General features: G+C 71.8%; 19 protein-coding genes. 12 read left to right on the forward strand and 7 right to left on the reverse strand.

The window, feature by feature from the left end:
- Positions 1-107: 107 nt before the first annotated feature.
- Positions 108-1,727: an isovaleryl-CoA dehydrogenase gene (locus tag SROS_RS32375; protein ID WP_012893143.1), complete on the forward strand. Its 1,620-nt coding sequence runs from the start codon at positions 108-110 to the stop codon at positions 1,725-1,727.
- 98 nt (positions 1,728-1,825) lie between these two features.
- Here the strand turns inward: SROS_RS32375 and SROS_RS32380 are convergent, their stop codons facing one another.
- The gene (locus tag SROS_RS32380; RefSeq protein WP_245564353.1) at positions 1,826-2,368 is read right to left on the reverse strand and encodes a hypothetical protein; all 543 of its coding nucleotides are present in this window, start codon (positions 2,366-2,368) and stop codon (positions 1,826-1,828) included.
- A gap of 283 nt (positions 2,369-2,651) precedes the next feature.
- Between SROS_RS32380 and SROS_RS32385 the strand changes: the two genes are divergently transcribed.
- Both SROS_RS32385 and glgX read left to right on the forward strand, forming a co-directional pair.
- Positions 2,652-3,080: an OsmC family protein gene (locus SROS_RS32385; protein ID WP_012893145.1), complete on the forward strand. Its 429-nt coding sequence runs from the start codon at positions 2,652-2,654 to the stop codon at positions 3,078-3,080.
- Positions 3,081-3,660: 580 nt separating this feature from the next.
- Positions 3,661-5,781 (forward strand): glycogen debranching protein GlgX, encoded by a 2,121-nt coding sequence (glgX, locus tag SROS_RS32390; RefSeq protein ID WP_012893147.1) that lies wholly within the window; start codon positions 3,661-3,663, stop codon positions 5,779-5,781.
- Here the strand turns inward: glgX and SROS_RS32395 are convergent.
- Positions 5,778-6,182, reverse strand: coding sequence for a hypothetical protein (locus tag SROS_RS32395; RefSeq protein WP_012893148.1), 405 nt, complete (start codon positions 6,180-6,182; stop codon positions 5,778-5,780). The two genes, glgX and SROS_RS32395, sit on opposite strands and share 4 nt — an antisense overlap.
- A 125-nt stretch (positions 6,183-6,307) precedes the next feature.
- Between SROS_RS32395 and SROS_RS32400 the strand changes: the two genes are divergently transcribed.
- The 5 genes from SROS_RS32400 to SROS_RS32420 all read left to right on the forward strand — a co-directional run bounded on the left by SROS_RS32400 (position 6,308) and on the right by SROS_RS32420 (position 12,618).
- The gene (locus SROS_RS32400; RefSeq protein WP_012893149.1) at positions 6,308-7,030 is read left to right on the forward strand and encodes a pyrimidine reductase family protein; all 723 of its coding nucleotides are present in this window, start codon (positions 6,308-6,310) and stop codon (positions 7,028-7,030) included.
- A gap of 114 nt (positions 7,031-7,144) precedes the next feature.
- The gene (locus SROS_RS32405; RefSeq protein WP_012893150.1) at positions 7,145-8,185 is read left to right on the forward strand and encodes an ATP-dependent DNA ligase; all 1,041 of its coding nucleotides are present in this window, start codon (positions 7,145-7,147) and stop codon (positions 8,183-8,185) included.
- Between the two features lie 48 nt (positions 8,186-8,233).
- The gene (locus tag SROS_RS32410; protein ID WP_012893151.1) at positions 8,234-8,590 is read left to right on the forward strand and encodes a hypothetical protein; all 357 of its coding nucleotides are present in this window, start codon (positions 8,234-8,236) and stop codon (positions 8,588-8,590) included.
- A gap of 270 nt (positions 8,591-8,860) precedes the next feature.
- Positions 8,861-10,300 (forward strand): aldehyde dehydrogenase family protein, encoded by a 1,440-nt coding sequence (locus SROS_RS32415; RefSeq protein ID WP_012893152.1) that lies wholly within the window; start codon positions 8,861-8,863, stop codon positions 10,298-10,300.
- Between the two features lie 83 nt (positions 10,301-10,383).
- Positions 10,384-12,618, forward strand: a complete 2,235-nt coding sequence (locus tag SROS_RS32420; protein ID WP_012893153.1) for an acyl-CoA dehydrogenase family protein — start codon at positions 10,384-10,386, stop codon at positions 12,616-12,618.
- Between the two features lie 116 nt (positions 12,619-12,734).
- Here SROS_RS32420 and ligD read toward each other — a convergent pair whose 3' ends face one another.
- Complete coding sequence (gene ligD / locus SROS_RS32425) at positions 12,735-13,739, reverse strand: non-homologous end-joining DNA ligase (RefSeq protein WP_012893154.1); 1,005 nt, start codon at positions 13,737-13,739, stop codon at positions 12,735-12,737.
- Between the two features lie 345 nt (positions 13,740-14,084).
- Here ligD and msrB point away from each other — a divergent pair, with 345 nt between their 5' ends.
- A complete protein-coding gene (gene msrB, locus SROS_RS32430) occupies positions 14,085-14,486 on the forward strand; it encodes a peptide-methionine (R)-S-oxide reductase MsrB (RefSeq protein WP_012893155.1) in 402 nt (133 codons plus the stop codon).
- A 308-nt stretch (positions 14,487-14,794) separates the two neighbouring features.
- Here msrB and SROS_RS32435 read toward each other — a convergent pair whose 3' ends face one another.
- The 3 genes from SROS_RS32435 to hemG form a co-directional block, all read right to left on the reverse strand.
- On the reverse strand, positions 14,795-15,403 hold the full coding sequence (locus SROS_RS32435) for a hypothetical protein (RefSeq protein ID WP_148269275.1): 609 nt from the start codon (positions 15,401-15,403) through the stop codon (positions 14,795-14,797).
- A 213-nt stretch (positions 15,404-15,616) separates the two neighbouring features.
- On the reverse strand, positions 15,617-16,324 hold the full coding sequence (gene hemQ / locus SROS_RS32440; RefSeq protein WP_012893158.1) for a hydrogen peroxide-dependent heme synthase: 708 nt from the start codon (positions 16,322-16,324) through the stop codon (positions 15,617-15,619).
- Positions 16,325-16,349: 25 nt separating this feature from the next.
- Positions 16,350-17,789 carry a protoporphyrinogen oxidase gene (hemG, locus tag SROS_RS32445; RefSeq protein ID WP_012893159.1) on the reverse strand — a complete coding sequence of 480 codons (1,440 nt, stop codon included), beginning with the start codon at positions 17,787-17,789 and terminating at the stop codon, positions 16,350-16,352.
- 132 nt (positions 17,790-17,921) lie between these two features.
- On the opposite strand from hemG, the gene SROS_RS32450 reads away from it, so the two are divergent.
- On the forward strand, positions 17,922-19,151 hold the full coding sequence (locus SROS_RS32450) for a DUF4349 domain-containing protein (RefSeq protein WP_012893160.1): 1,230 nt from the start codon (positions 17,922-17,924) through the stop codon (positions 19,149-19,151).
- A gap of 61 nt (positions 19,152-19,212) precedes the next feature.
- Here the strand turns inward: SROS_RS32450 and hemE are convergent, their stop codons facing one another.
- Positions 19,213-20,250, reverse strand: coding sequence for a uroporphyrinogen decarboxylase (hemE, locus tag SROS_RS32455; protein WP_012893161.1), 1,038 nt, complete (start codon positions 20,248-20,250; stop codon positions 19,213-19,215).
- A 684-nt stretch (positions 20,251-20,934) separates the two neighbouring features.
- On the opposite strand from hemE, the gene SROS_RS32460 reads away from it, so the two are divergent.
- Together SROS_RS32460 and SROS_RS32465 are read left to right on the forward strand one after the other, a co-directional pair.
- Positions 20,935-21,531, forward strand: a complete 597-nt coding sequence (locus tag SROS_RS32460) for a DUF3000 domain-containing protein (protein ID WP_012893162.1) — start codon at positions 20,935-20,937, stop codon at positions 21,529-21,531.
- Entirely contained in the window at positions 21,528-22,754 is a 1,227-nt protein-coding gene (locus SROS_RS32465) for a ribonuclease D (protein WP_012893163.1), read from the forward strand. The genes SROS_RS32460 and SROS_RS32465 overlap by 4 nt, the downstream gene beginning before the upstream one ends.
- Positions 22,755-22,969 lie beyond the last annotated feature (215 nt).

Below are 22,969 nucleotides of genomic sequence, written 5' to 3' on the forward strand. Positions count from 1 at the left end.
GACGCGGACCTCCGGACTCCACCCGGATGCGCGAGGCCCGCGGGGGAATGCTGAGATGGGGGACAGCGCCCGGCGACGGGTCCAGACGAGTTCACCGGAGGCCGCACGTGACCCACGACGTCTTCAACCAGGCTCCCCCGCTCACCGGTCACGACGTGTCCGCCGACGCCGCGCTGCTGGCGGGCCTGGCCCGCGAGGACGCCGGCTGGGCCACCGGGGAGCTGCACCGCCTCGGCACGCTCGCCGGGTCGGATCAGGCCGGGGAGTGGGGACGGCTGGCCAACGAGCATCCGCCGGTCCTGCGCACCCATGACCGGTACGGCCACCGGATCGACGAGGTCGAGTTCCACCCCGCCTGGCACGAGCTGATGACCGTGGCGGTCGAGAACGGCCTGCACGCCACCCCCTGGTCCAGCGCCCGGCCGGGCGCGCACATGGCCCGCGCGGCCAAGTTCTACGTCTGGAGCCAGGTCGAGGCCGGGCACGGCTGCCCGATCTCCATGACCTACGCCTCGGTCGCCGCGCTGCGCCACAGCCCCGCCCTCGCCGCCGACTGGGAGCCCGCACTGGCCTCCCGCAGCTACGACTTCGGGCTGCGCCCGCCGCTCGGCAAGCGCGGGGTGCTCGCCGGGATGGCCATGACCGAGAAGCAGGGCGGCTCCGACGTCCGCGCCGGCACCACCCGCGCCGAGCCCCTGAGCGACGGCAGCTACGCCCTGACCGGGCACAAGTGGTTCAACTCCGCCCCGATGTGCGACGTGTTCCTGGTCCTCGCCCAGGCTCCCGGCGGGCTGTCGTGCTTCCTGCTCCCCCGGGTCCTGCCCGACGGCACCCGCAACGCCGTGCATCTGATGCGGCTGAAGGACAAGCTAGGCAACCGGTCCAACGCCAGCGCCGAGGTGGAGTACCACGGCGCGGTCGCCTGGCTGGTCGGTGAGGAGGGCAGGGGCGTGCGGACCATCCTGGAGATGGTCAACATGACCCGGCTGGACTGCGTGATCGGCTCGGCGGCCGGCATGCGGTACGGCGTGACGCGGGCCGTCCACCACGCCGCGCACCGCGGCGCGTTCGGCAGGAAGCTGATCGACCAGCCGCTGATGCGCAACGTCCTGGCCGACCTGGCCCTGGAGTCGGAGGCGGCGACCACCCTGATGACACGGCTGGCCGGGGCCACCGACCGGGCCATCGCCGGGGACCGGGCCGAGAGCGCGCTGCGCCGTACCGCGCTGGCCGTCGGCAAGTACTGGGTGTGCAAGCGCGGCCCGGTCCACGCGGCCGAGGCCCTGGAGTGCCTGGGCGGCAACGGTTACGTCGAGGAGTCGCAGATGCCCCGGCTGTTCCGGGAGTCGCCGCTCAACGGCATCTGGGAGGGGTCGGGGAACGTGGCGGCCCTGGACGTGCTGCGCGCTCTGGGACGGGAGCCCGAGGCGCTGGAGGCCTTCTTCGCGGAGGTCTCGCTCGCCGCCGGGGCCGACCGGCACCTGGACGACGCCGCCGACCGCCTGCGCAAGTCCCTCGGCGACCTGACCGACATCGAGGCGCGCGCCCGCCGCGTCGCCGAGGACATGGCCCTGGTCCTGCAGGCCTCCCTGCTCGTACGGCTGGCGCCCCCGGCCGTCGCCGACGCCTTCTGCGCCTCGCGCCTGGCCGGCGAGGCGGGGCGCGCCTTCGGCACCCTTCCTCCGCGCCTGGACCTGGACGCCCTCATCGAGCGGGCCATCGTCTGACCCGTCCCTGACACCTCCGGTGGCGGGCCGCCACGGCCGTGGCGGCCCGGCAGTTTCGCTGCCGCCCCCCTTACCGCCGGGCCCGTGGACCGCCCGGCTCAGGGCAGCCGAATCCCCTTGATGATCTTGTTGAGTTCGGGGACGAGCGGCCGGCCGGCCATCACGGTGACCACGGTCCCCTTTCGCTCGACCCAGCCGACGTACCGCCCGTGGCCAAGCGCGCCGTCACCTTCCTGGGTGAGCACCTCGCGACCGCCGATCTTCGCGGTCTTCGGATCACCCGAGAACGTGCCGAGGTGGAACGGGGCGTCTCTCAGCCCTGAGAGCTTGCGGGCGTCCGGCCAGCAGACCACTCGCACCCACAGGGCTCTGTGCTTCCGATCCACCTCGTCACGGGTGTCCGTCCACTGATAGCCGTACTCGCTCATGCCGTCGTGTTTGTCGACGACGACCTGGCCCAGGGAGAAACCCTTCGGAATGTGGTTGACGAGGAGCCCGTCGATGGCGGTGGCGCCCCTCGGCGGCTGGTCGGATCTGGCCGCCTCGGACCGTTCGGCCTCTGCCTTGGTGGGGGTGGGGCAGCCGGCGTGGCCGGTCGCGACCGCGTGGGCGGGCGACACGATCAGTGTCCCGGCCGACACGAGGGACGACGCCAAAAGAGCGAGTGCCTGCTGAATTCTTTTCACATCCGGGTTGGATGCGCCTGTGGCGACAGAAGTTCACCCGCGCAGACGACCGAGATCCTGCATGTCGGACCGGCCGGCGACGGACCTCGGAACCGCAACCGGCGGCAGGGCACGATTGCCGGGGCCGAGGCCATGACCTCGGCGGGCGGGGGACAACCGGTGCTCCGCGGACGATCACGGTGATCTCGGCGAGTAGGGTCGTGCATGGTTAACGCTTCGTGATCGAAAGGACATCGCCATGGCGACGACACGTACCGCGACGACTCAGTGGAAGGGTGCGCTGCTCAACGGTTCGGGCACCGTCTCGCTCGACTCCTCCGGGGTGGGCACGTTCGACGTGTCCTGGCCCTCGCGAGCCGAGCAGGCCAACGGCAAGACCTCGCCCGAGGAGCTCATCGCGGCCGCGCACTCCTCCTGCTTCTCGATGGCCCTGTCCCACGGGCTGGCACAGGCAGGCACCCCGCCGCAGACGGTGGAGACCAAGGCCGACGTGACCTTCCAGCCGGGCGAGGGCATCACCGGGATCGTCATCTCGGTCCGCGCCCAGGTGCCGGGCCTGTCGGCCGAGGAGTTCCAGAAGGCGGCCGAGACGGCCAAGGCCAACTGCCCGGTGAGCAAGGCCCTCGCCGGCACGACGATCAGCCTCAACGCCGAACTGCTGAGCTGATCCGCGCCGCCCCGTGGCCGCGCGTGCCCCGGCCGGGACACGCGCGGCCACGGGCGGCTCCGGCCCGTTTCCAGGCCCCGCCCGAGCCGCCCCAGGCCCTCCCGCCCCTCTTTTCGGGCCCTCCGCCCTTCCCCGGCTCTCCGGCCCTCTCCGAGGCTCCGCCCCCGGCCTCCGGCTTCCCGCACCGGTCCCCCGGCCCGGACCCCGCCCTGCCCCTCCGCCCGGCCCGCACCGATGAAAGCGCAGGTCCTGGCCTTGCCGCCGGAGGGCCCGCCCACTGTCCGGGGACACGTACACTCAGGCATCCCCGCCCTGCTGGGCACACCATCTGGTGACCGGAGCACCCGACGACGTCGTGCCCCGGTCGCGGCCACCTGGCTGAGGGCCGCCCCATATGGTCAGGTCACGATCCGATCGAAGGACAAGCAGCCGGAGAAGATCCGAGCACCTCGTGAGCTCCCCCGATGCACGGCGATGCGGCCCCGGCGGGTCTGGCCGTCCGCGTTCCCCCGCCGTACAAGGGTGACAAGAACGGCAACACCCTGCACACGAGGGCCTAACTGGAGGAGAATAGGGCCACATGCGCGAAGTCTGGCCTGGAGAGCCGTATCCACTCGGTGGCACCTGGGATGGCGTGGGCACCAACTTTTCGGTGTTCTCCGAGGTGGCCGAGCGGGTCGAGCTGTGCCTTTTCGGAGATGACGGCAGCGAGGAACGCATCGACCTGCCCGAGGTGGACGGGTTCGTCTGGCACGGTTACTTCCCCGGGATTACACCGGGGCAGCGCTACGGCTACCGCGTCCACGGCCCCTACGAGCCCTCCCACGGGCACCGGTGCAACCCTTCCAAGCTCCTCCTGGACCCCTATGCCAAGGCCGTCGAGGGCGACCTGGCCTGGGACGAGGCCCTGTTCTCGTACGCGTTCACCGATCCGGCCGAGCGCAACGACGAGGACAGCGCGCCCTTCATGCCGAAGAACGTGGTGGTCAACCCGTTCTTCGAGTGGGGCGACGACCGGCTGCCCCGCACGCCGTACCACCAGACCGTCATCTACGAGGCGCACGTGCGCGGGCTCACGATGCGCCACCCGGCGGTGCCCGAGGAGCAGCGCGGCACCTACGCGGCGCTGGGCCATCCGGCGGTCATCGAGCACCTGCTGAGCCTGGGCGTCACGGCGGTCGAGCTGATGCCGGTGCACCAGTTCGTGCCCGAGCACGCGATGGTCGCCCGGGGGCTGACGAACTACTGGGGCTACAACACGATCGGCTACCTGGCCCCGCACAACGCCTACTCCAGCTCGGGACAGCGCGGCGAGCAGGTGCTCGAGTTCAAGGCGATGGTGCGGGCGCTGCACGAGGCCGGGATCGAGGTCATCCTCGACGTGGTCTACAACCACACCGCCGAGGGCGACCACATGGGGCCCACGCTGGGCTTCCGGGGCATCGACAACACGGCCTACTACCGGCTGCACGACGGGGACCGGCGCTACTACCTCGACTACACCGGCTGCGGCAACTCCCTCAACGTCCGCTCCCCGCACGCGCTGCAGCTCATCATGGACTCGCTGCGCTACTGGGTCATGGAGATGCACGTCGACGGGTTCCGCTTCGACCTGGCCGCCGCCCTCGCCCGCGAGCTGCACGACGTCGACCGGCTGAGCGCGTTCTTCGACCTGATCCAGCAGGACCCGGTGATCTCCCAGGTGAAGCTGATCGCCGAACCGTGGGACGTGGGCCCCGGCGGCTACCAGGTCGGCAACTTCCCGCCCCTGTGGACGGAGTGGAACGGGAAGTACCGCGACAGCGTGCGCGACTTCTGGCGCGGGAACGGGTCCGCGCTGCCCGAGTTCGCCTCCCGGCTGACCGGGTCCGCCGACCTCTACGCCACCTCCGGCCGCCGCCCGGTGGCTTCCATCAACTTCGTCACCTGCCACGACGGGTTCACGCTGTCCGACCTGGTCTCCTACAACCGCAAGCACAACGAGGCCAACGGGGAGAACAACCGCGACGGCACCGACGACAACCGGTCGTGGAACTGCGGCGCCGAGGGTCCGGTGGAGGATCCGGAGATCACGCGTCTGCGCCGCCGCCAGCGCCGCAACTACCTGGCCACCCTGTTCATCTCCCAGGGTGTGCCGATGCTCCTGGCGGGCGACGAGTTCGGCCGGACCCAGGGCGGCAACAACAACGCCTACTGCCAGGACAACGAGATCTCCTGGGTCGACTGGTCACTGGTCGCGGACGAGAAGGACCTGCTGGACTTCGTCAGGAGCCTGTCCGGGCTGCGCCGCGCGCACCCGGTCTTCCAGCGGCGCAGGTTCTTCCACGGGCGCAAGGCCGACGACGGCACCCGCGACATCGTCTGGCTCACCCCCGCGGGTGAGGAGATGTCGGCCTCCGACTGGCACACCGGCTACGCCAAGTCGCTGACCGTCTTCCTCAACGGCGACGCCATCACCGAGCCGGGCCCGCGCGGCGAGCCGATCCTGGACGACTCGTTCCTGCTGCTGATCAACGGCCATCACGAGGACATGGACTTCACCGTCCCCGACGCGAAGTACGGGGCGGAGTGGCGGACCGTGCTGGACACCGCCGACGACGGGCCGAAGGACGGACGGCCCCCCGAGGGGTTCTGGCCGCCGGAGGCCGTGGTCCCGGTGACCTCGCGTTCCATGCAGATCCTCCGCTGCCCCAGGACCTAGGGTCCGGCCGCGATCGCGGCGGTGAGCAGCACCAGGACGAACGTGGTCACCCCGGCGACGCCGTGCAGCAGGACGGCGAGGACGGGGAAGCGCTGCTCGGCGCCGCGCGCGTGGCGGCCGCCGCCCAGCCAGCGGGTGAACATGGTGAAGCCCAGCAGCGCGGAGGCCGCGAGCACCCCGAACGACACCCACGCGAAGGCGCGTTCGCCGGTGAGCACGTAGACGACCCAGCAGCCCAGCGCGGAGACCGCCAGGCCCGGATGGGCGAAGACGAGCACCGCGGGGAAGCGGGTGACCTTCGTCCGCTGCTGGCGCAGCCCCCCGCCGGACAGCCACAGGTACAACAGGTAGATCCCGACCATCGCGGTGATCAACCAGGTCACGATCGCGACCAGCCCCACAAAACCTCCCAGATCCGCCAGAACGAATCATGTAACGAGAGTCAACCGAAGTCACTAGGAGCGTCGAATCCGTTATCGTCCGTGCTGACGGGCTCCGTAATCCGCCACTGTGCCAAGGTAGGAGGATGCGCCTCATCCATCCCGCCGCCGTCGGCGACGTCGACCTCGCCCAGGCCTACGCCTACCCGGACGGCCCGTGCGTCCGGGTCAACATGGTGGCCAGCGCCGACGGCGGGACCTGGTTGGAGGGGCTGTCCGGCGGCCTGTCCGGCGGGGGCGACCGGCGGATCTTCGGGGTGCTGCGCGGGCTGGCGGACGTCGTCGTGGTGGGAGCGGCGACCGTGCGGACCGAGGGGTACGGCCCGGCCCGGCCGAGGGAGTCGTGGCGCCCGCTGCGCGAGGGCCGCCCGGCCGCCCCGCCGGTGGCCGTGGTGACCCGGCGGCTCGACCTGGACCTGACGGGACCGCTGTTCGCCGAGGCCGAGCCGTACGCCCGGACGATCGTCATCACCTGCGAGGCCGCGCCCGCGGAGCGGCGCGAGGAGGCCGCCGGGCACGCCGACGTGATCGTGGCGGGACGGGACCGGGTGGACCTGGCGGCGGCGGTCAAGGAGCTCGGCGAGCGCGGCCTGGGCCGGGTGCTGTGCGAGGGCGGGCCGAAGATCAACGCCCAGCTCGCCGCGGCCGGGCTGGTCGACGAGCTCTGCCTCACGCTGAGCCCGATGCTGATCGGCGGGGACGCCGCCCGGATCCTCGACGGCCCGGCCTCGCTCACCCGTCTCCGCCTGGCCCACGTCCTGGAAGAGGAAGGTTTCCTCTTCACCCGTTATATTCGAAAGTCCCGGTGAACCGGTGGGGTGAGTTCACCGTCGAGCACGACGACACATGTTCGGAGCCGTAGTGGACGAGCAGGGTGAGTTCGCGGCCGGGCGCCGCGCCGGATGGCCGGCCGGGGTGGCGGGATGAGGCTGCCGATCGCGCCGCCGCTCGCGCCGATGCTGGCCAAGGCGGTCAGGAGCCTGCCGCCGCAGGACGGCACCCTGTTCTACGAGCCCAAGTGGGACGGCTTCCGGTGCGTGGTGTTCCGCGACGGGGACGAGGTCTATCTCGGCAGCCGCAACGAGCGGCCGTTCACGCGCTACTTCCCCGAGCTGGTCGAGGCGGTGCGGGCGGAGCTGCCCGACCGGGTGGTGGTCGACGGGGAGATCGTCGTCCGCGACGGCCAGACGCTCGACTTCGAGGCCCTGCAGCAGCGCATCCATCCGGCCGCCTCCCGGGTGCGGCTGCTGGCCGGGCAGACCCCGGCGTCGTTCGTCGCCTTCGACCTGCTGGCCCTGGGTGAGGAGTCCCTGCTGGACGTCCCGTTCGCGGCCCGTCGCACGAGGCTGGAGTCGATCTTCGGCGGCGCGGGGCACGCGGTGCGGCTGACGCCGATCACCACGTCCGAGGAGCGGGCCGCCGAGTGGTTCGCCGCCTTCGAGGGCGCGGGGCTGGACGGCATCGTGGTCAAGCCGGGCGGCCTGCCGTACCAGCCGGACAAGAGGGTCATGTCCAAGGTCAAGCACGAGCGGACGGCCGACGTGGTGGTGGCCGGATACCGGGAGCACAAGTCGGGCCCGGTGGTCGGGTCCCTGCTCCTGGGGCTCCACGACGCCGAGGGCGTGCTCCACCACGTCGGCGTCGCGGCGTCCTTCACGATGAAGCGCCGGGCCGAGCTGGTCGAGGAGCTCGCCCCGTACGTGAGCCGGGACGGCGACCATCCCTGGAGCGCCGCCTCGCTGCCCGGCGCGATCTCCAAGTGGAGCGCCACCAAGGACCTGTCGTTCGTGCCCCTGCGGTCGGAGCTGGTGGTGGAGGTCGCCTACGACCACATGGAGGGGCGCCGTTTCCGGCACACCGCCCAGTTCCGCCGCTGGCGCCCCGACCGCACTCCCGAGTCGTGCACCTACGAGCAGCTCGAACGGCCGGTCTCCTACGACCTGGACGACATCCTGACCGGTTAGCGTGGCATTCGCGTAGACACGGACGCATAGAAGCGATATATCTCGACTATGGTGCGATCATCCTCTTCCGACGACGAGCTCAGGGCCGCCGTCGCGGCCCGTCGCGAGCTCGGCCCCGAGTACGAAGACTCCCTGGTCGAGGGCTTCCTTGAGAAGATGGACCAGGAGATCGACCGGCGGGTGGACGACCGGATCGCCGCCCGCTCCCGCAAGGACACCCCGGCGGTCCGCCCGTCGGTGGACGCCGGCCAGCGGCTGGCGCTGTCCATCGTCTCTCTCGTCTTCGGCGTGCCGGCGACGGCGGGCATCGCCGCCTCCACCGACGGCGGGATCGTCCTGATCCTGATCCTCTGGCTCGGCATCGTGGGCGTGAACGCGACCTTCGCCCTCGGCCGGCGCCGCTAGCCCGGCCACCGCCCCTCCCTCGGAGCCCGGTCCGTCGCGTAGCGGGCCACGCGGCCGCGGATCTCCCCGGTCTCGCCGTCGAAGAAGACGGCCGGGGCCGCCGGCACGCGGCGGACGCGTCACCGGCATCCGGCCTCCCCGAGACCGAGACCTGATCGGATCGGTGCCGCCGCCCCGACACAACCGCCGATCACGAATTCCGGCTTTCCCGCACGATCAAGCAAGCGTACGCTTGGTCACGTTTCTGTACGGCTGACGCGGGAGTGAGCAGTGAACGAGTACCGCAACCTGATCGGCGGGCGGCTGGTGGCCGCGGCCGACGGCCGCACGCTGGACTCGGTCAACCCGGCCACCGGCGAGGTCTGGGCCCGCGTCCCGGCCTCGGGCAGGGCCGACGCCGAGGCCGCCGTGGCGGCGGCACGCGAGGCGTTCCCGAAGTGGTCGGCCCTGCCCGCGCTGGGCCGGGCGCACTTCCTGCGCGAGGTGGCCGGGGTCTTCGCCGCGCACGCCGAGGAGCTGGCCAGGATCGAGACCACCGACAACGGCCGCATCCTGCGGGACACGCTGAAGAAGGACCTGCCCGGCATGACCCACCTGTGGCAGATCGCCGCCGGCCAGGTGCTCGACGCGGTCAAGGGCGAGACGGTGATCCTCGGCCCCGGCAGCCTGGGCCTCACCCGGCGCGAGCCGTACGGCGTGGCGCTGTGCATCATCCCGTGGAACTCCCCCATCTCGACCTTCTCCGCCAAGGCGGCCTACGCGCTGGCGGCGGGCAACACCGTGATCGTCAAGCCGGCCGAGCAGGCCTGCGCCTCGGTGCTGCGGCTGGGCGAGCTGCTGGCCGGGGTGCTCCCGCCCGGCGTGCTCAACATCGTCAGCGGCCTCGGCGAGGACGTCGGGGACCCGCTGGTCCGGCACCGCGGGGTCAACAAGATCAGCCTCACCGGCTCCACCCAGACGGGCCAGGCCATCACCCGGGCCTCGGCCGACCACCTCAAGCCGCTGACGTTCGAGCTCGGCGGCAAGTCGCCGAACATCGTCTTCCCCGACGCCGACCTGGACGCCGCCGCCCAGGGCGTGACGGTGAACTCGATCTACACCGGGAACGCCGGGCAGGTCTGCGTGGCCGGGTCCCGCATCCTGATCCACCGGTCGGTCTGGGACGAGATGATCGAGCGGATCACCTCGATCGCGGCGCGCGTCAGGCTGGCCGACCCCCTCGACATGGCCACCACGATGGGCCCGATCGTGTCGGAGGGGCAGTACGAACGGGTCACCTCCTACCTCGACATCGCCGAGAAGGAGGGGGCCGAGCTGGTGTTCGGCGGCCAGACCGGGGCCGACGTCGTCCCGTCCATGCCCGATGGCTACTGGGTGGCGCCCACGCTGTTCGCCACCTCGGACAACGCCCTGCGCGTCTGCCAGGAGGAGATCTTCGGCCCGGTGGCCGTGGCCATCCCGTTCGACACCGACGACGAGGCCCTGGCCGTCTCCAACGACTCCTCCTACGGGCTGGCGGCGGGCGTGTGGACCCGCGACCTGGGCCGCGCCCACCGGTTCGTCCGCGACCTGCAGAGCGGCACGGTCTGGGTGAACACCTTCCGCCAGATGCCGCCCGGCCTGCCGTTCGGCGGCGTCAAGGACTCCGGCTACGGGCACGACGCCGTGCTGGAGTACACCCGGGAGAAGGCCGCGATCATCCAGACCTGAGAGCTCCGGAAGGCCCCGGGGCGGACGGCGCCGGCCGCGGACGGCCCCTTACCGGAAACCGAATATGGTTCTAGAGTCGGGGCATGGGAATCGCGATCACCGAGGAGCATCGGGCGCTGGCCGCCTCCGTCCACGGCTTCGCCGGGCGGAACATCACGGCGCGGGGCATGGACCACGAACCCTTCCGCGCCGCCCTGGCCGCGCAGGGACTGCTCGGCCTCCACCTGCCCGAGCGGTACGGCGGGCAGGGCGGCGGCCTGCAGGAGCTGGCGGTCGCCCTCGAGGCACTCGGCGAGCACTGCACGCCCGGCTCCCACCTGCCCACCGTCCTGGCCTCCGCCGTCATCGCCCGCGCCACCGCGGCACACCCCCTCCCACCGGCCCCCGCCCCGCCCGTGGACGCCCCGCCCGTGGACGTCCCGGCCCTGGACGCACGGCCCGTGGACGTCCCGGCCCTGGATACCCCGGCTGCGCGCGTCCCGCCCGCCCGGGACGCGTCCCTCCCGGTGCACGACCTGCTCGCCGGCCTGGCCGGCGGCACCCTGACCGCCGCCGTCGCCCTGCCCGGCGGGACGCGCGCGGCCGCGGCGGGCCCGGCCGCGACCGCGCTCGGCTCCCCCGGCGCCGACCTCTTCGTCCTGCCGCTCCCCGACGGCCGGTGGGCCGCCCTCGACCGGGCCGACTGCGCGGCCGAGGCCGTCGACGGCATCGACCTGTCACGCCGGCTGACGGCCGTGACGGCGCGCGCCGTACCGGACGACCGCGTGCTGGGCGGGGTGACCTCCGGCCTCGTGGCGGACCTGGCGGCCGTCCTGCTCGGCGCCGAGGCCTGCGGGGTGGCGGCCTGGGCGGTGGCCGCCGCCGCCGGGCACGCCAGGGTCCGCGAGCAGTTCGGACGGCCGATCGGCCAGTTCCAGGGCGTCAAGCACAAGTGCGCCGCCATGCTCGTCGCCCTCGAACACGCCCGCGCCGCGGTCTGGGACGCCGCCCGCGCGCTCGACGGCGACGGCCCCCCGGACGAGGCGGCGCTGGCGGCCGGCACCGCCGGGGTGCTCGCCGCGGACGCCGCCGTGCGGTGCGCGGCCGACGCGATCCAGGTCCTGGGCGGCATCGGCTACACCTACGAGCACGACGCCCACCTCTACTACCGCAGGGCGCTGTCCCTGCGGGCGCTGAGCGGCGACCCCGGCGAGTGGGCCGAACGGGTGGCCGGGCTGGCCGCCGGCGGGGTCCGGCGGCGGATGGAGCCCGACCTGCCCGAGGAGGCCGGGGCCCTCCGGGAGGGGATCAGGGCCTCGGTGGCGTCGCTGGCCGGGGCGGAACCGCTGGACAGGCTCGTCCGGCTCGCCGACGAGGGCTGGATCATGCCGCATCTGCCCAGGCCCTGGGGCCGCGCCGCCTCACCGCTGGAGCAGGTCGTCATCCACCAGGAGTTCCGCGATCTCAAGCGCCCCAACCTCGGTATCGCCGCCTGGGCCGTTCCCTCGATCGTCCGCTACGGCACCCCGCAGCAGCAGGAGCGCTTCCTGCCCAGGACCCTCACCGGCGAGATCATGTGGTGCCAGCTCTTCAGCGAGCCCGGCGCCGGGTCCGACCTCGCCTCCCTGACCACCAAGGCCCTCCGGGTCGAGGGCGGCTGGTCGCTGAGCGGCCAGAAGATCTGGACCTCCCTCGCCCAGTGGGCCCAGTGGGCCATCTGCCTGGCCAGGACCGACTCCGACGCCCCCAAGCACGAGGGCATCACCTACTTCCTGGTCGAGATGTCCTCCCCCGGCGTGACCGTCCGCCCGCTGAAGGAGATCAACGGCGAGGAGGTCTTCAACGAGGTCTTCCTCGACGACGTCTTCGTCCCCGACGAACTGGTCGTCGGCCAGGTCGGCCAGGGCTGGCGGGTCGCCCGCGACACCCTCTCCCACGAGCGCGTCGCCCTCGGCGACACCTGGGGCCCCGGCTCCCGGCACACCGACATGGTCAGGCTGATCGGCGAGCTCGGCGGCCCCGGCGCGCTGCGCCCTGCCGCTCTGGAGGAGTCCGGCCGCCTGTGGGCCTCCGGCCAGGCCCTGTCCGCCCTCGGCCTGCGCGTCACCCTCTCGCAGCTCTCCGGAGGAGACTCCGGGACCGCCTCAAGCGTCCGCAAACTCCTCGGCATGCGCCACTCCCAGGCCGTCTCGGAGTTCTGCTGGTCGCTCGCCCCCGCCTCGCCGTACTGGAACCGGATGATCCTCACCACCCGGGCCTTCACCATCGGCGGCGGCACCACCGAGGTCCAGCTCAACATCATCGCCGAACGCGCCCTGGGCCTGCCCCGCGACCCCTGACCCCGTACGGCCGCCGCCCGCGGCGGCGGCCGTACGGGGAGGCGGGAGCGGCCGGGGAGGGGCGGCCGGCCGGCGGCCCTGGCGTCAGGCGAGGCGGCCGAGGCGACCCCGGTCACTCACCGGGAATCGTCACGCGCCTTGCTGGGCTGCACCCGCTTCGGCTCGCCGGGCATCTTCGGGTAGTTGGGCGGATAGGGCATGTCGCCCCGGTCGTCGCGCTCGAACCACTCCAGAAGGGGCTCGATCGAGAAGGCCCGGTCGTCGATCGCGGCGTGCACGTCACCCAGCTTGGCGAACCGGGCCGGGACCGTACGGATGTCGAAGTCGCGCGGGTCGGCGTCCACCAGCTCCTCCCACGTGAGCGGGGTCGAGACCGGGGCGTGCGGCTTGGCCCGGACCGAGTAGGCGGCGGCCACGGTCCGGTCGCGGGCGTTCTGGTTGTAGTCGATGAAGACCCGCTCCCCCCGCTCCTCCTTCCACCACGCGGTGGTGGCCAGGTCGGGCACCCGGCTCTCCACCTCCCGGGCGAAGGCGATGGCGGCGTGACGGACCTGGGTGAAGTCCCAGCGCGGCTCGATCCGCAGGCTGACGTGGATGCCCCGGCTGCCGGAGGTCTTGGGGAAGCCGGTCATGCCGAGCTCCCCGAGGATCTCGTTGACCGCGAAGGCCACCCGGCGCGCCTCCTCGAAGCCCGTGCCGGGCTGCGGGTCGATGTCGATGCGCAGCTCGTCGGGGTGGTCCACGTCGCAGGAGCGGACCGGCCAGGGGTGGAAGTCGACGGTCCCCAGGTTCGCGCAGTAGGCGATGGCCGCGACCTCGGTCACCCGGAGCGCGTCGGCGGTGCGCCCGCTGGGAAAGCGGACCGTGACCGTCTGGAGCCACTCGGGATGCCTGGGGGGCATGCGCTTCTGGTAGATGCCCTCGGTCTCGACCCCGTCGGGGTGGCGCTTGAGATAGGTGGGGCGGTCGTACAGCGCGCGCAGCGCCCCCTCACCCACGCTCACGTAATACTCGACCAGGTCGCGCTTCGTCGCCCCGATCTCCGGAAAGTAGACCTTGTCGGGGTTGGTGACCTTGACGACCCTGTCCCCGACCGTGAGTTCGATGTACGGCGACGCCATGCCTCGAACGCTACTCCATGAAAGGCGGGTCCGTCCCGGAGCCGCCACGGCGGCGGGACCGGGCTCTCGACGGGACGGACCACATGACCACCCGTCTCGCTCTCCGGTTCCGGGCGCTGGCGCGCCACCCGGCCGGCGGCATCCGACCGCCCAGTTGATCGTTGGGCGGCCCGACAGATGATCTCACCCTTAATCAGGAAGGCGAAAAACCCCCCATGGTGATAAAGACGCCAAACCGGACATTAATGGATGCTTCACCCATAATGATTTTTTCGGACATCCGGTAGGCCCCGGGCCGTCGCCCGCCTCCGCTGGAGGCGCACCGCGACCGCATAGGCTGATGGGATGGACAAGGTGGTCAAGAGCGACGCCGAATGGCGCGTCCAGCTCTCTCCCGAGGAGTTTCACGTTCTCCGCCAGGCGGGCACCGAGCGCCCCTTCACCGGAGAATACGTCGACACCAAGACCGAAGGCGTCTACAGCTGCCGGGCCTGCGGGGCCGAGCTGTTCCGGTCGGACACCAAGTTCGAGAGCCACTGCGGCTGGCCGAGCTTCTACGAGCCGTCGGAGTCGGAGGCGGTGACCCTGATCGAGGACCGCTCGCTCGGCATGACCCGCGTCGAGGTCCGCTGCGCGGCCTGCGACTCCCACCTCGGCCACGTCTTCCACGGCGAGGGCTACGCGACGCCCACCGACGACCGCTACTGCATCAACTCCGTCTCGCTCAGACTGGAGCCCACCGACTGATCACCGGCTCCGCCGGGCCTCCGGAGCGGGGCCCGGCGGAGCCGGTCACACCCTCCGCGCCCACCGGCCCGGACACGCCACATTTGGCATCCCGGACGGTGAGGGCGGGCAAAGGCGGGGTAGAGCGAAATCACGCAGAGTATACGGACACATCCGTAACGTGATCTTCCTCGAGGAGCCGCCGTGCACATCCGGCACAAGTGGGAGGTCATAGAGATCATCGGCCGGGTGGTCACCCAGCGCTGCAAGGTCTGCGGCAAGACCCGGGTCCGGGTGACCTGATCGGGCGGAACGCCCCGCCGCCCGCGCTATCCGCCGGGCTCGGGATGGGTGACGCGGCAGTCGGAGTCGTCGGGCCCGAGGATGTTGGCGAGCACGGGGTTGCCGTTCTCCCCGAACTTCGCCTGGACGAAGACCACCGGGCTGGACACGCCGAGCTCTCCGACGAGGTAGTTCACGCCCGTCTCGCACAGCTTGAGCGCCTGCTTCGAGTTGCCCGCCGACTCGGGAAGGTCCGTATATATCCGTAGATAGCCGCCGACTATGCGGATGTCCTTGACGCGCTTGGTCGCCTTGTGACCCTCGAAGTAGGCGAACGCCTTCTTGTCGCTGTGCTTGGACAGCCCGGCGGCCTTGGCCTCGTCCGCCGCCCGCTTCTTCGCGTCGGGCCGGGCGGCCATCACGGGACCTCCACCGGCGGCGGCGTCCGGCGGCGCCGCCAGGGCCGCCCCCGCCGCCTCCCGCGACTGCGCCTGGGACTGCGGGCCCGGCCGCAGCAGGGACCCGCCCAGCGCCAGCCCCGCGACCGCCAGCGCGGTCACCCCCACCGAGACCTCGAGAACCCGTGACCGGATCTTCCTCTTGCGGCGCGCGTCCGCGCGCCCCGTGGACCGTGCCAGGTCTTCGCCCCTTGTCACCCTTGGCCTCACATAGACAGGTGATTTTCCCTGAGTATGACAAACCACGGGATGATATCGGACGTTTCGCGGAATTCATCTGGACGTCGCCGTCCCCGGGGCACCACACGCCCCAGGGACACCAGGCGTACCCGGGGCGACGGCGCGCCAACCGGCTCCGGGACACCCGGTCCACGGCGGCGGGCCGGGGCCGTACGGCCTGCCGCGCCCTGACTACGGCAGGGCGGCGATCAGCTCGCTGACCGGTTTGCGGATCCCCGTGAAGAAGGGGGTCTCCTCCCGGGTGTGCCGCCGGGCCTCGGCGGCGCGCAGGGTGCGCATCAGGTCGACGATGCGGTGCAGGTCGTCGGCCTCGAAGGCCAGCATCCACTCGTAGTCGTTCAGGGAGAAACAGGCGACGGTGTTGGCCCGGACGTCCGGGTAGTCACGGGCCATCTTGCCATGCTCGGCAAGCATCCGGCGGCGCTCGGCGTCGTCCAGGAGGTACCACTCCAGGGAGCGGACGAACGGGTAGACGCTGACGTAACGGCGCGCCTCCTCCTCGGCCAGGAAGGCCGGGATGTGCGACTTGTTGAACTCCGCCGGGCGGTGCAGCGCCATCGCCGACCAGACCGGCTCGGTCAGCAGCCCGAGGTCGGTGCGGCGGAAACGGGCGTAGGTCTCCTGCAGGTCCTCGGCGCTCGGCGCGTGCCACCAGAACATGAAGTCGGCGTCGGCGCGGAACCCGGTCACGTCGTAGAGGCCTCGGGTGACCACGTCCTTCTCCGCCATCTGGGCCAGCAGGTCATCGACCTCGTCGGCCATGCCCTCACGGTTGCCCGGGCAGCGCTCGGTCAGCTTGAAGACCGACCACATCGTGTAGCGGATCACCTGGTTCAGGTCGCGTGCCTTGGGCCGCGGGTTCCCGTCCGTCGTCCTCACCTCTTCGTCAGTTCCGTCGACGCCGTCAGCTCGTCAGCGAATCGGCTCTCTTCTGCCATTCTCCCGTGGGGTCCAGGTGGTCCAGAATCCGGGCCGCCGCGGTGCGGGCGGTGGAGACGCAGGCCGGGATGCCGACGCCGTCGTAGGCGGCGCCGCACAGGGCCAGACCCGGCTGGGCCGCGACGGCGGCGCGGATGCGGGCGACCCGGTCGAGGTGACCCACGTCGTACTGCGGCAGGGAGCCGCCCCATCGGGTCACCCGGGAGTCGCGCGGCAGCCCGCGCACCCCCATGACCTCGACCATCTCGGCCATCGCCAGCGCGACCAGCTCGGCGTCGTCGCGCTGGAGCACCGCCTCCTCCCCGAGGCGGCCGATCGAGCACCGCAGCAGGATCAGGTTGGGGTCGGCCTCGGCCAGGTGCGGCCACTTGACCGAGCTGAACGTGGCGGCCTTGATCGGGCGCCCGTCGACGGGCGGCACGAGGTAGCCGCTGCCGTCCGGCGGCCGGGGGAACGCCTCCCGCGGGTAGGCGAGGGTGACGATGGCCATGCTGGCGTAGTCGATCCTGGCCAGCTCCGCGGCGGCCAGAGGCGCCTCACCGGCGAGCAGGCGGCTCGCCGACGGCCCCGGGGTGGCGACGATCACCGCGTCGGCCTCGATGACCTCGGGCTCGGGCACCGGCCCGGCCACCAGCTGCCAGCCGCTCTCGGTCCGGCGCATCTCCCGGACCATGACGCCGGTCCTGATCTCCGCGCCGGAGGCCGCGGCCACGGCCTCGGGCAGGCTGCCCATCCCGCGCCGCAGGGTGGTGAAGACGGGCCCGGCGTCCTTGGGCGCCTCGGCGGCGATCTCCCGGGTGGCGGCGAGCAGCGACCGCTCGGAACGGGCCGCGATGGCGATCCTCGGCATCGTGGCGTCCAGCGAGAGCCTGTCGGCCTTGCCGGCGTAGACGCCGCCGAGCAGCGGCTCGATCAGGCGCTCGACCACCTCGCCGCCCATCCGGGCGCGGATGTAGGCGGCCACCGACACGTCGGTGCCGACGAGCGTGGCGGGCAGGATCTGGTCCAGGGGCACGCGGGCGAGGCCGCCGGGGCTGAGGATGCCGGACCTGGCCAGCGAGGCCAGGTCGGACGGGACGCCCATGACGTGTCCCTTGGGCATGGGCCGCAGCGCGCCCCGGGACAGGATGGCCGCCTGGGTGGTGCCGGGATGCCGTAACTCCTCGCCCAGGCCGACCATCCGGGCCAGTTCCTTGCCCTCGGGCCGCCGCGCGAGCATCGCCTCGGCCCCGGCGTCCGCCGAGACCCCCGCGACCTCGGTGGCCAGAAGCTTGCCGCCGACCCGCCGGGCGCCGTCTAGCACGGTCACCCGGACACCTTCGCCGCCCTGTCGCAGGTACCACGCGGCGGCCAGCCCCGCGATCCCGCCGCCGACGACCACCACATGGCACCGGTTGCCTTCCATGACTCCTGACCGTACCGCCCCCCATGGGCGCCCGCGTGACCCGCCACCCCGTGGCCCGCGGGCATGGAGAACGTGACGTCATCGTGACTCCCCCCGCCAAACTCCGCCGGTGGACAGCCCGTCATTAAGGACATGAGCAGATTCCGGTACAGCCGGCGCCTCGCGGTCCCGCTGGTGGGTTTGGCGTTGTTGGTGTCCGCCTGCGGAGGCACTGGCGGATTTTCGACCTCCGACTCCGCCCCCGCTCCGGCGGCCGGCAGGCAGACGAAGGACTCGGACGGGGAGTCCGGCGCGGGCGAGAGCCCCGCGCGGCCCAGGGCGCCGAAGACGCAGACCGAACAGGTGAAGGTGGTCCCGCAGGATCGGGCGATCATCTACACGGCGGAGATGACGGTCCGGGCCAAGAACGTCACCGGGGCGGCCGACCGGGCACGGCAGATCGTCACAGCCGCCGGCGGCCATCTGGCCATGGAGAAGTCGGACGCCTACTCCGGCGGCGAGGGCTCCGCGATGCTGGTCTTCAAGATCCCGCCCGGGGGCTATCCCGGCGTGCTGGAGCGCCTGGGCAGGGAGCTCGGCACGCGCGAGTCACTCCAGCAGAACACCGAGGACGTCACCGAGCAGGTGGCTGACGTGGAGAGCCGGCTGAGGTCGGCGAGGTCGGCGCTCGACTCGCTGCGCGCGCTGCTGAAGAAGGCCGACACGATCGGCGAGGTGCTGGACGTCGAGCGGGAGATCTCCGGCCGCGAGTCCGATCTGGAGGCGCTCCAGGCCAGGCAGAAGACGCTCGCCTCGCAGACGAGCCTGGCGACGCTGACGCTGAACCTGGTGGGCCCGGCGACGGTGATCCCCGAGGAGGAGGACGAGCCGTCCGGTTTCCTCGGCGGCCTGCGGGCCGGCTGGAAGGGCTTCGTCACGGCCCTCAAGATCGGGCTGACGGTCCTGGGCGTTCTGCTCCCCTGGCTGATCGTGATCGTCCCGCTCTGGCTGCTGGTGGCCTTCATGCTCCGCCGCAGCAGGAAGAACGGCGCCCGGTCGGCGCCGTCGCAGCCGCTCACGGCCGCTTTCGGCGGACCGGCGGGGAGCCCCGGCGGCCAGGGTCCCCGGCGGGTCTCCGACGGCCCCGAGCGGGAGCGGCCCTCCGGGCAGGATCAGGCTCTGGACGGTCTCTGGCAGGATCAGGCTCCCGAGGGACCCGGACAGGCACGACCCTCCGGACAGGACCAGGCTCCCGCCGGTCCCGGGCAGGCACGGCCCTCCGGGCAGGACCAGGCTCCGGGCGGACCCGGACGGGATCGGGGCCCCGAGGGACCCGGACAGGCACGGCCCTCCGGGCAGGACCGGACCCCGGACGGACCCTGACGGGGGGCGGACCCGGATCCGTCCGAGCGGCCGCAGGCCCGCCGCGTTCCCGTCGGGGGTGTCAGCGGGCCGAGGCCCTGTGCACGAAGTCCGTGAGGCGGGCGAGCTGGTCGGGGTCGGTGCTAGGCGGCACGCCGTGGCCGAGGTTGAAGATGTGGCCCTCGGCCTTGGCCCCGCGGGCGAGGATGTCGGCCGCGCGGCGCTCGACGACCTCCCAGGGGGCGAACAGCGTCGCCGGGTCCAGGTTGCCCTGCAGGGCCTTGCCCGGCCCGACCCGCCTGGCGGCCTCGTCGAGCGGGACCCGCCAGTCGACGCCGACCACGTCGGCCCCGGCCTCACCGAGCAGGGCGAGCAGCTCGCCGGTGCCGACGCCGAAGTGGATGCGGGGGACGTCCAGGTCGGCCAGGCCGGCGAAGATGCGGCTGGTGTGGGGGAGGACGAACTCGCGGTAGTCCTCGGGGGCGACGGCGCCGACCCAGGAGTCGAAGAGCTGGACGGCCGAGGCCCCGGCGGCGATCTGGATGCGCAGGAATTCGAGGGTGATCCCGGTCAGTCGCTCCATCATGGCGTGCCACAGACGCGGCTCGCCGTACATCATGGCCTTGGTGTGGTCGTGGTTCTTGGAGGGGCCGCCCTCGATGAGATACGAGGCCAGGGTGAACGGCGCGCCCGCGAAGCCGATGAGCGGGGTCGGGCCCAGCTCGCCGGTCAGCGCCCGCACGGCCTCGGTGACGTAGGAGACGTCGCCGGGCTCGATGGGGCGCAGCGTCTCGATCGCGGCGGCGTCCCTGATCGGCTCGGCCACCACCGGGCCGACCCCGGGCTTGATGTCCAGGTCGATCCCGATCGCCTTGAGCGGCACCACGATGTCGCTGAAGAAGATGGCCGCGTCCACGCCGTAGCGGCGGACCGGCTGCATCGTGATCTCCACGATGAGCTCGGGGGTGGCGCACGCGGTGAGCATCGGCACCTCTCCGCGCACGGCCCGGTATTCGGGCAGCGAGCGACCGGCCTGGCGCATGAACCACACGGGCGTGCGGGAGACGGGCAGGCGGCGGCAGGCGCGCAGGAACGGAGAGTCGGCAAGCTCGGGAGTCACCCTCCCAGGGTGCCATGCCGGGGGCGCGGTCTGCTCACCAAGGCCATTAGCTGGGGTTCTCGGTACGAAATCACCGGTTATTCAATGAGATCACTACCAACAACGCCCAGACAGTTTCAAGTCATGATGACGATCGGGTTCTGCCGGTTTCGAGTGCTTCGTCCGTCAGAAACCGATGTAGGCAGGCATCCGATGCAGTGGCGCGGCACGGAGCGATCATGTTTCCGGGTACAGTTCCTCCCATTGATGAACCTGGCGCAGCCCCCGGCTGATCCAAATGTTCGTCAAGTCACCGCGCGGCATCGATTCCGGCACCACTTTCGGGACACGCCGAGCACGTTGCGCGGAATTGTCGGCGCGACGTGCCAACGTCGGACCACGACCCGACGAAAGGCCCGTGCGATGTCCACGATGTGGAGTTCACCCGAACGCCGCGGTGAGCACTGTGCTTCCTGTGCCGCCGAGCGGGTTTTCGAGCAGCCCCCCTGTTCCGACGGCCACGGGCCGGGCCTGTGCCCGGAGTGGGCCTGCGCCGAGTGCGGTCACGCGCTGTTCCTCGGGATCCCCGATGGCGAGGGCGCGCCCGCCCTCCGCCGGTCGATGGCAGCGGCTTGATTGGCTCCAATGGCTCCTACACACACCCCAGTGGTCCCAATGCGCTCAGTTCCGACCTACTCTTCCGATATGACCCTCGGTGACGCACCGCCCGCTCCCGCCGCTTTCCGGCGTGCGGCGGCCACTCTGCGCCCTGCCGAGGTCAGACCGGAGATCGAGCTGGAGGACATCCCGGCGCCCCAGCGCCTGGCCCCCTACTCCGCGGCCATCGGCGCGTCGGTCTATCGCGACGACGACGAGCTGGCGGTCGGCCGCCTCATCATGCTCTTCGACCCGGACGGCCAGCGCGGCTGGGACGGGCCGTTCCGCCTGGTCGCCTACGTCCGGGCGGACATGGAGCCGGAGATCACCGAGGATCCGCTGCTCGGCCCCGTCGCGTGGAGCTGGCTCACCGAGTCACTCGACGCGCACGGCGCCGGTTACGCCGCCGCCGGGGGGACCGTCACCCGGGCGGTCTCCGAGGGCTTCGGCAACAAGGCCGAGGACCCGGTGACCACGGAGCTGGAGCTGCGCGCCTCCTGGTCTCCGCTGGAGGAGGATCTTTCCGGCCATGTCGCCGCCTGGTGCGATCTGATGTGCCTTGCGGCGGGTATACCACCCCTGCCACCCGACGTGGCGACCCTGCCGCCACGCCGTCGCGAAGATCCGGAGCCCTTCCGAACGTGACCGACGAGACAACCATCGTTCCGCTGCTGGAGCCGCGAGAGGGAATCCCACCCGTCATCGAGGATCCCGCGGGCCTCGCACGCGTCGTGCGCGCCTTCGCCGAGGGCACCGGCCCGGTCGCCGTGGACGCCGAGCGGGCCTCCGGCTATCGCTACAGCGGCCGCGCCTACCTGGTGCAGCTGCGCCGCGCGGGTGCGGGAAGCGCGCTGATCGACCCGACCTACTGCCCGGACCTGTCGGAGCTCGACACGGTGCTGGCCGGCGCGGAGGTCGTGCTGCACGCGGCCTCCCAGGACCTTCCGTGCCTGGCGGAGCTGGGCTTCCATCCCCGGGAGCTGTTCGACACCGAGCTGGCCGGGAGGCTGCTCGGCTACGAGCGGGTCGGGCTCGGCATGATGGTGGAGAACGTCCTCGGGCTGAAGCTGGAGAAGGGTCACTCGGCCGCCGACTGGTCCACCCGCCCGCTGCCGGAAGACTGGCTGCGCTACGCGGCGCTCGACGTGGAGGTCCTGGTCGAGCTGCGGGACGTCCTCCACGAGGAGCTGAAGACCAGCGGGAAGCTGGCCTGGGCGCAGGAGGAGTTCGCCTCGGTGCTGGCGTACAAGTCACCCGCGCCGCGCTCGGATCCGTGGCGGCGCACCTCCGGGATCCACAAGGTCCGCTCGCTGCGCGGGCTGGCCGTGGTCCGGGAGCTGTGGACGCTCCGCGACGAGTTCGCCCGCGAGTCGGACATCGCCCCCGGCCGGGTCCTGCCCGACTCGGCGATCGTCACCGCAGCCCTGGAGCTGCCCCGCACCACCAAGGCGCTCACCGAGATCCCCCCGTTCACCGGCCGCAGCGCCCGCCGGCACCTGCGCGACTGGCTGGCCGCGATCGGCAGGGGCCGCGCGCTGCCGGACTCGGAGCTGCCGCAGCCCAGCACCCCGGGTGACGGGCCGCCGCCCGCCAACCGGTGGATGGACCGCGACCCGGTCGCCGCCCGGCGGCTGGCCGCCGCCAGGGCCGTGGTGGCCGCCCTCGCCGACGAGCACCACATGCCGACGGAGAACCTGGTCCAGCCCGACGCCGTGCGCCGCCTGACCTGGGAGCCGCCCTCGGTGATCGACGAGGGGACCATCTCCGCCCGGCTGCGCGAGCTGGGCGCCCGGGAGTGGCAGATCGGCCTGACCGCCCATCCGATGGCCAAGGCGCTGATCCGGCTGGAGACCAAAGGCGAGATTTAATACACCTGCCTGGAAAGTCCCTTTAGACATGATGTGTCCCTTAAGTTCCTCCGGTGGACATCTCGGGCGATCCGCACCCTCCCCCTCTCCCCACTGAGACGGCGATCCTCGAGACCCCTCGAATGGGCGGCATCCGCGTGCCGCCACGCCTTTCCATGCCGCACTTCCAGCAACAATCCCCCCATTTCTACATCTTTTATGCGCTATGTACGACA

This window comes from Streptosporangium roseum DSM 43021, assembly GCF_000024865.1.
GTDB classification, from domain to species: domain Bacteria; phylum Actinomycetota; class Actinomycetes; order Streptosporangiales; family Streptosporangiaceae; genus Streptosporangium; species Streptosporangium roseum.

What these genes read in the sequence shown, in the direction of transcription:
- glgX (WP_012893147.1), top strand. Translation starts at nt 3,661, where the DNA reads ATGCGCGAAGTCTGGCCTGGAGAGCCGTATCCACTCGGTGGCACCTGG.
- SROS_RS32450 (WP_012893160.1), top strand. Translation starts at nt 17,922, where the DNA reads ATGAGCAGATTCCGGTACAGCCGGCGCCTCGCGGTCCCGCTGGTGGGT.
- hemG (WP_012893159.1), bottom strand. Translation starts at nt 17,789, where the DNA reads ATGGAAGGCAACCGGTGCCATGTGGTGGTCGTCGGCGGCGGGATCGCG.
- msrB (WP_012893155.1), top strand. Translation starts at nt 14,085, where the DNA reads ATGGACAAGGTGGTCAAGAGCGACGCCGAATGGCGCGTCCAGCTCTCT.
- ligD (WP_012893154.1), bottom strand. Translation starts at nt 13,739, where the DNA reads ATGGCGTCGCCGTACATCGAACTCACGGTCGGGGACAGGGTCGTCAAG.
- SROS_RS32405 (WP_012893150.1), top strand. Translation starts at nt 7,145, where the DNA reads ATGAGGCTGCCGATCGCGCCGCCGCTCGCGCCGATGCTGGCCAAGGCG.
- SROS_RS32385 (WP_012893145.1), top strand. Translation starts at nt 2,652, where the DNA reads ATGGCGACGACACGTACCGCGACGACTCAGTGGAAGGGTGCGCTGCTC.
- SROS_RS32400 (WP_012893149.1), top strand. Translation starts at nt 6,308, where the DNA reads ATGCGCCTCATCCATCCCGCCGCCGTCGGCGACGTCGACCTCGCCCAG.
- SROS_RS32420 (WP_012893153.1), top strand. Translation starts at nt 10,384, where the DNA reads ATGGGAATCGCGATCACCGAGGAGCATCGGGCGCTGGCCGCCTCCGTC.
- SROS_RS32460 (WP_012893162.1), top strand. Translation starts at nt 20,935, where the DNA reads ATGACCCTCGGTGACGCACCGCCCGCTCCCGCCGCTTTCCGGCGTGCG.
- SROS_RS32410 (WP_012893151.1), top strand. Translation starts at nt 8,234, where the DNA reads ATGGTGCGATCATCCTCTTCCGACGACGAGCTCAGGGCCGCCGTCGCG.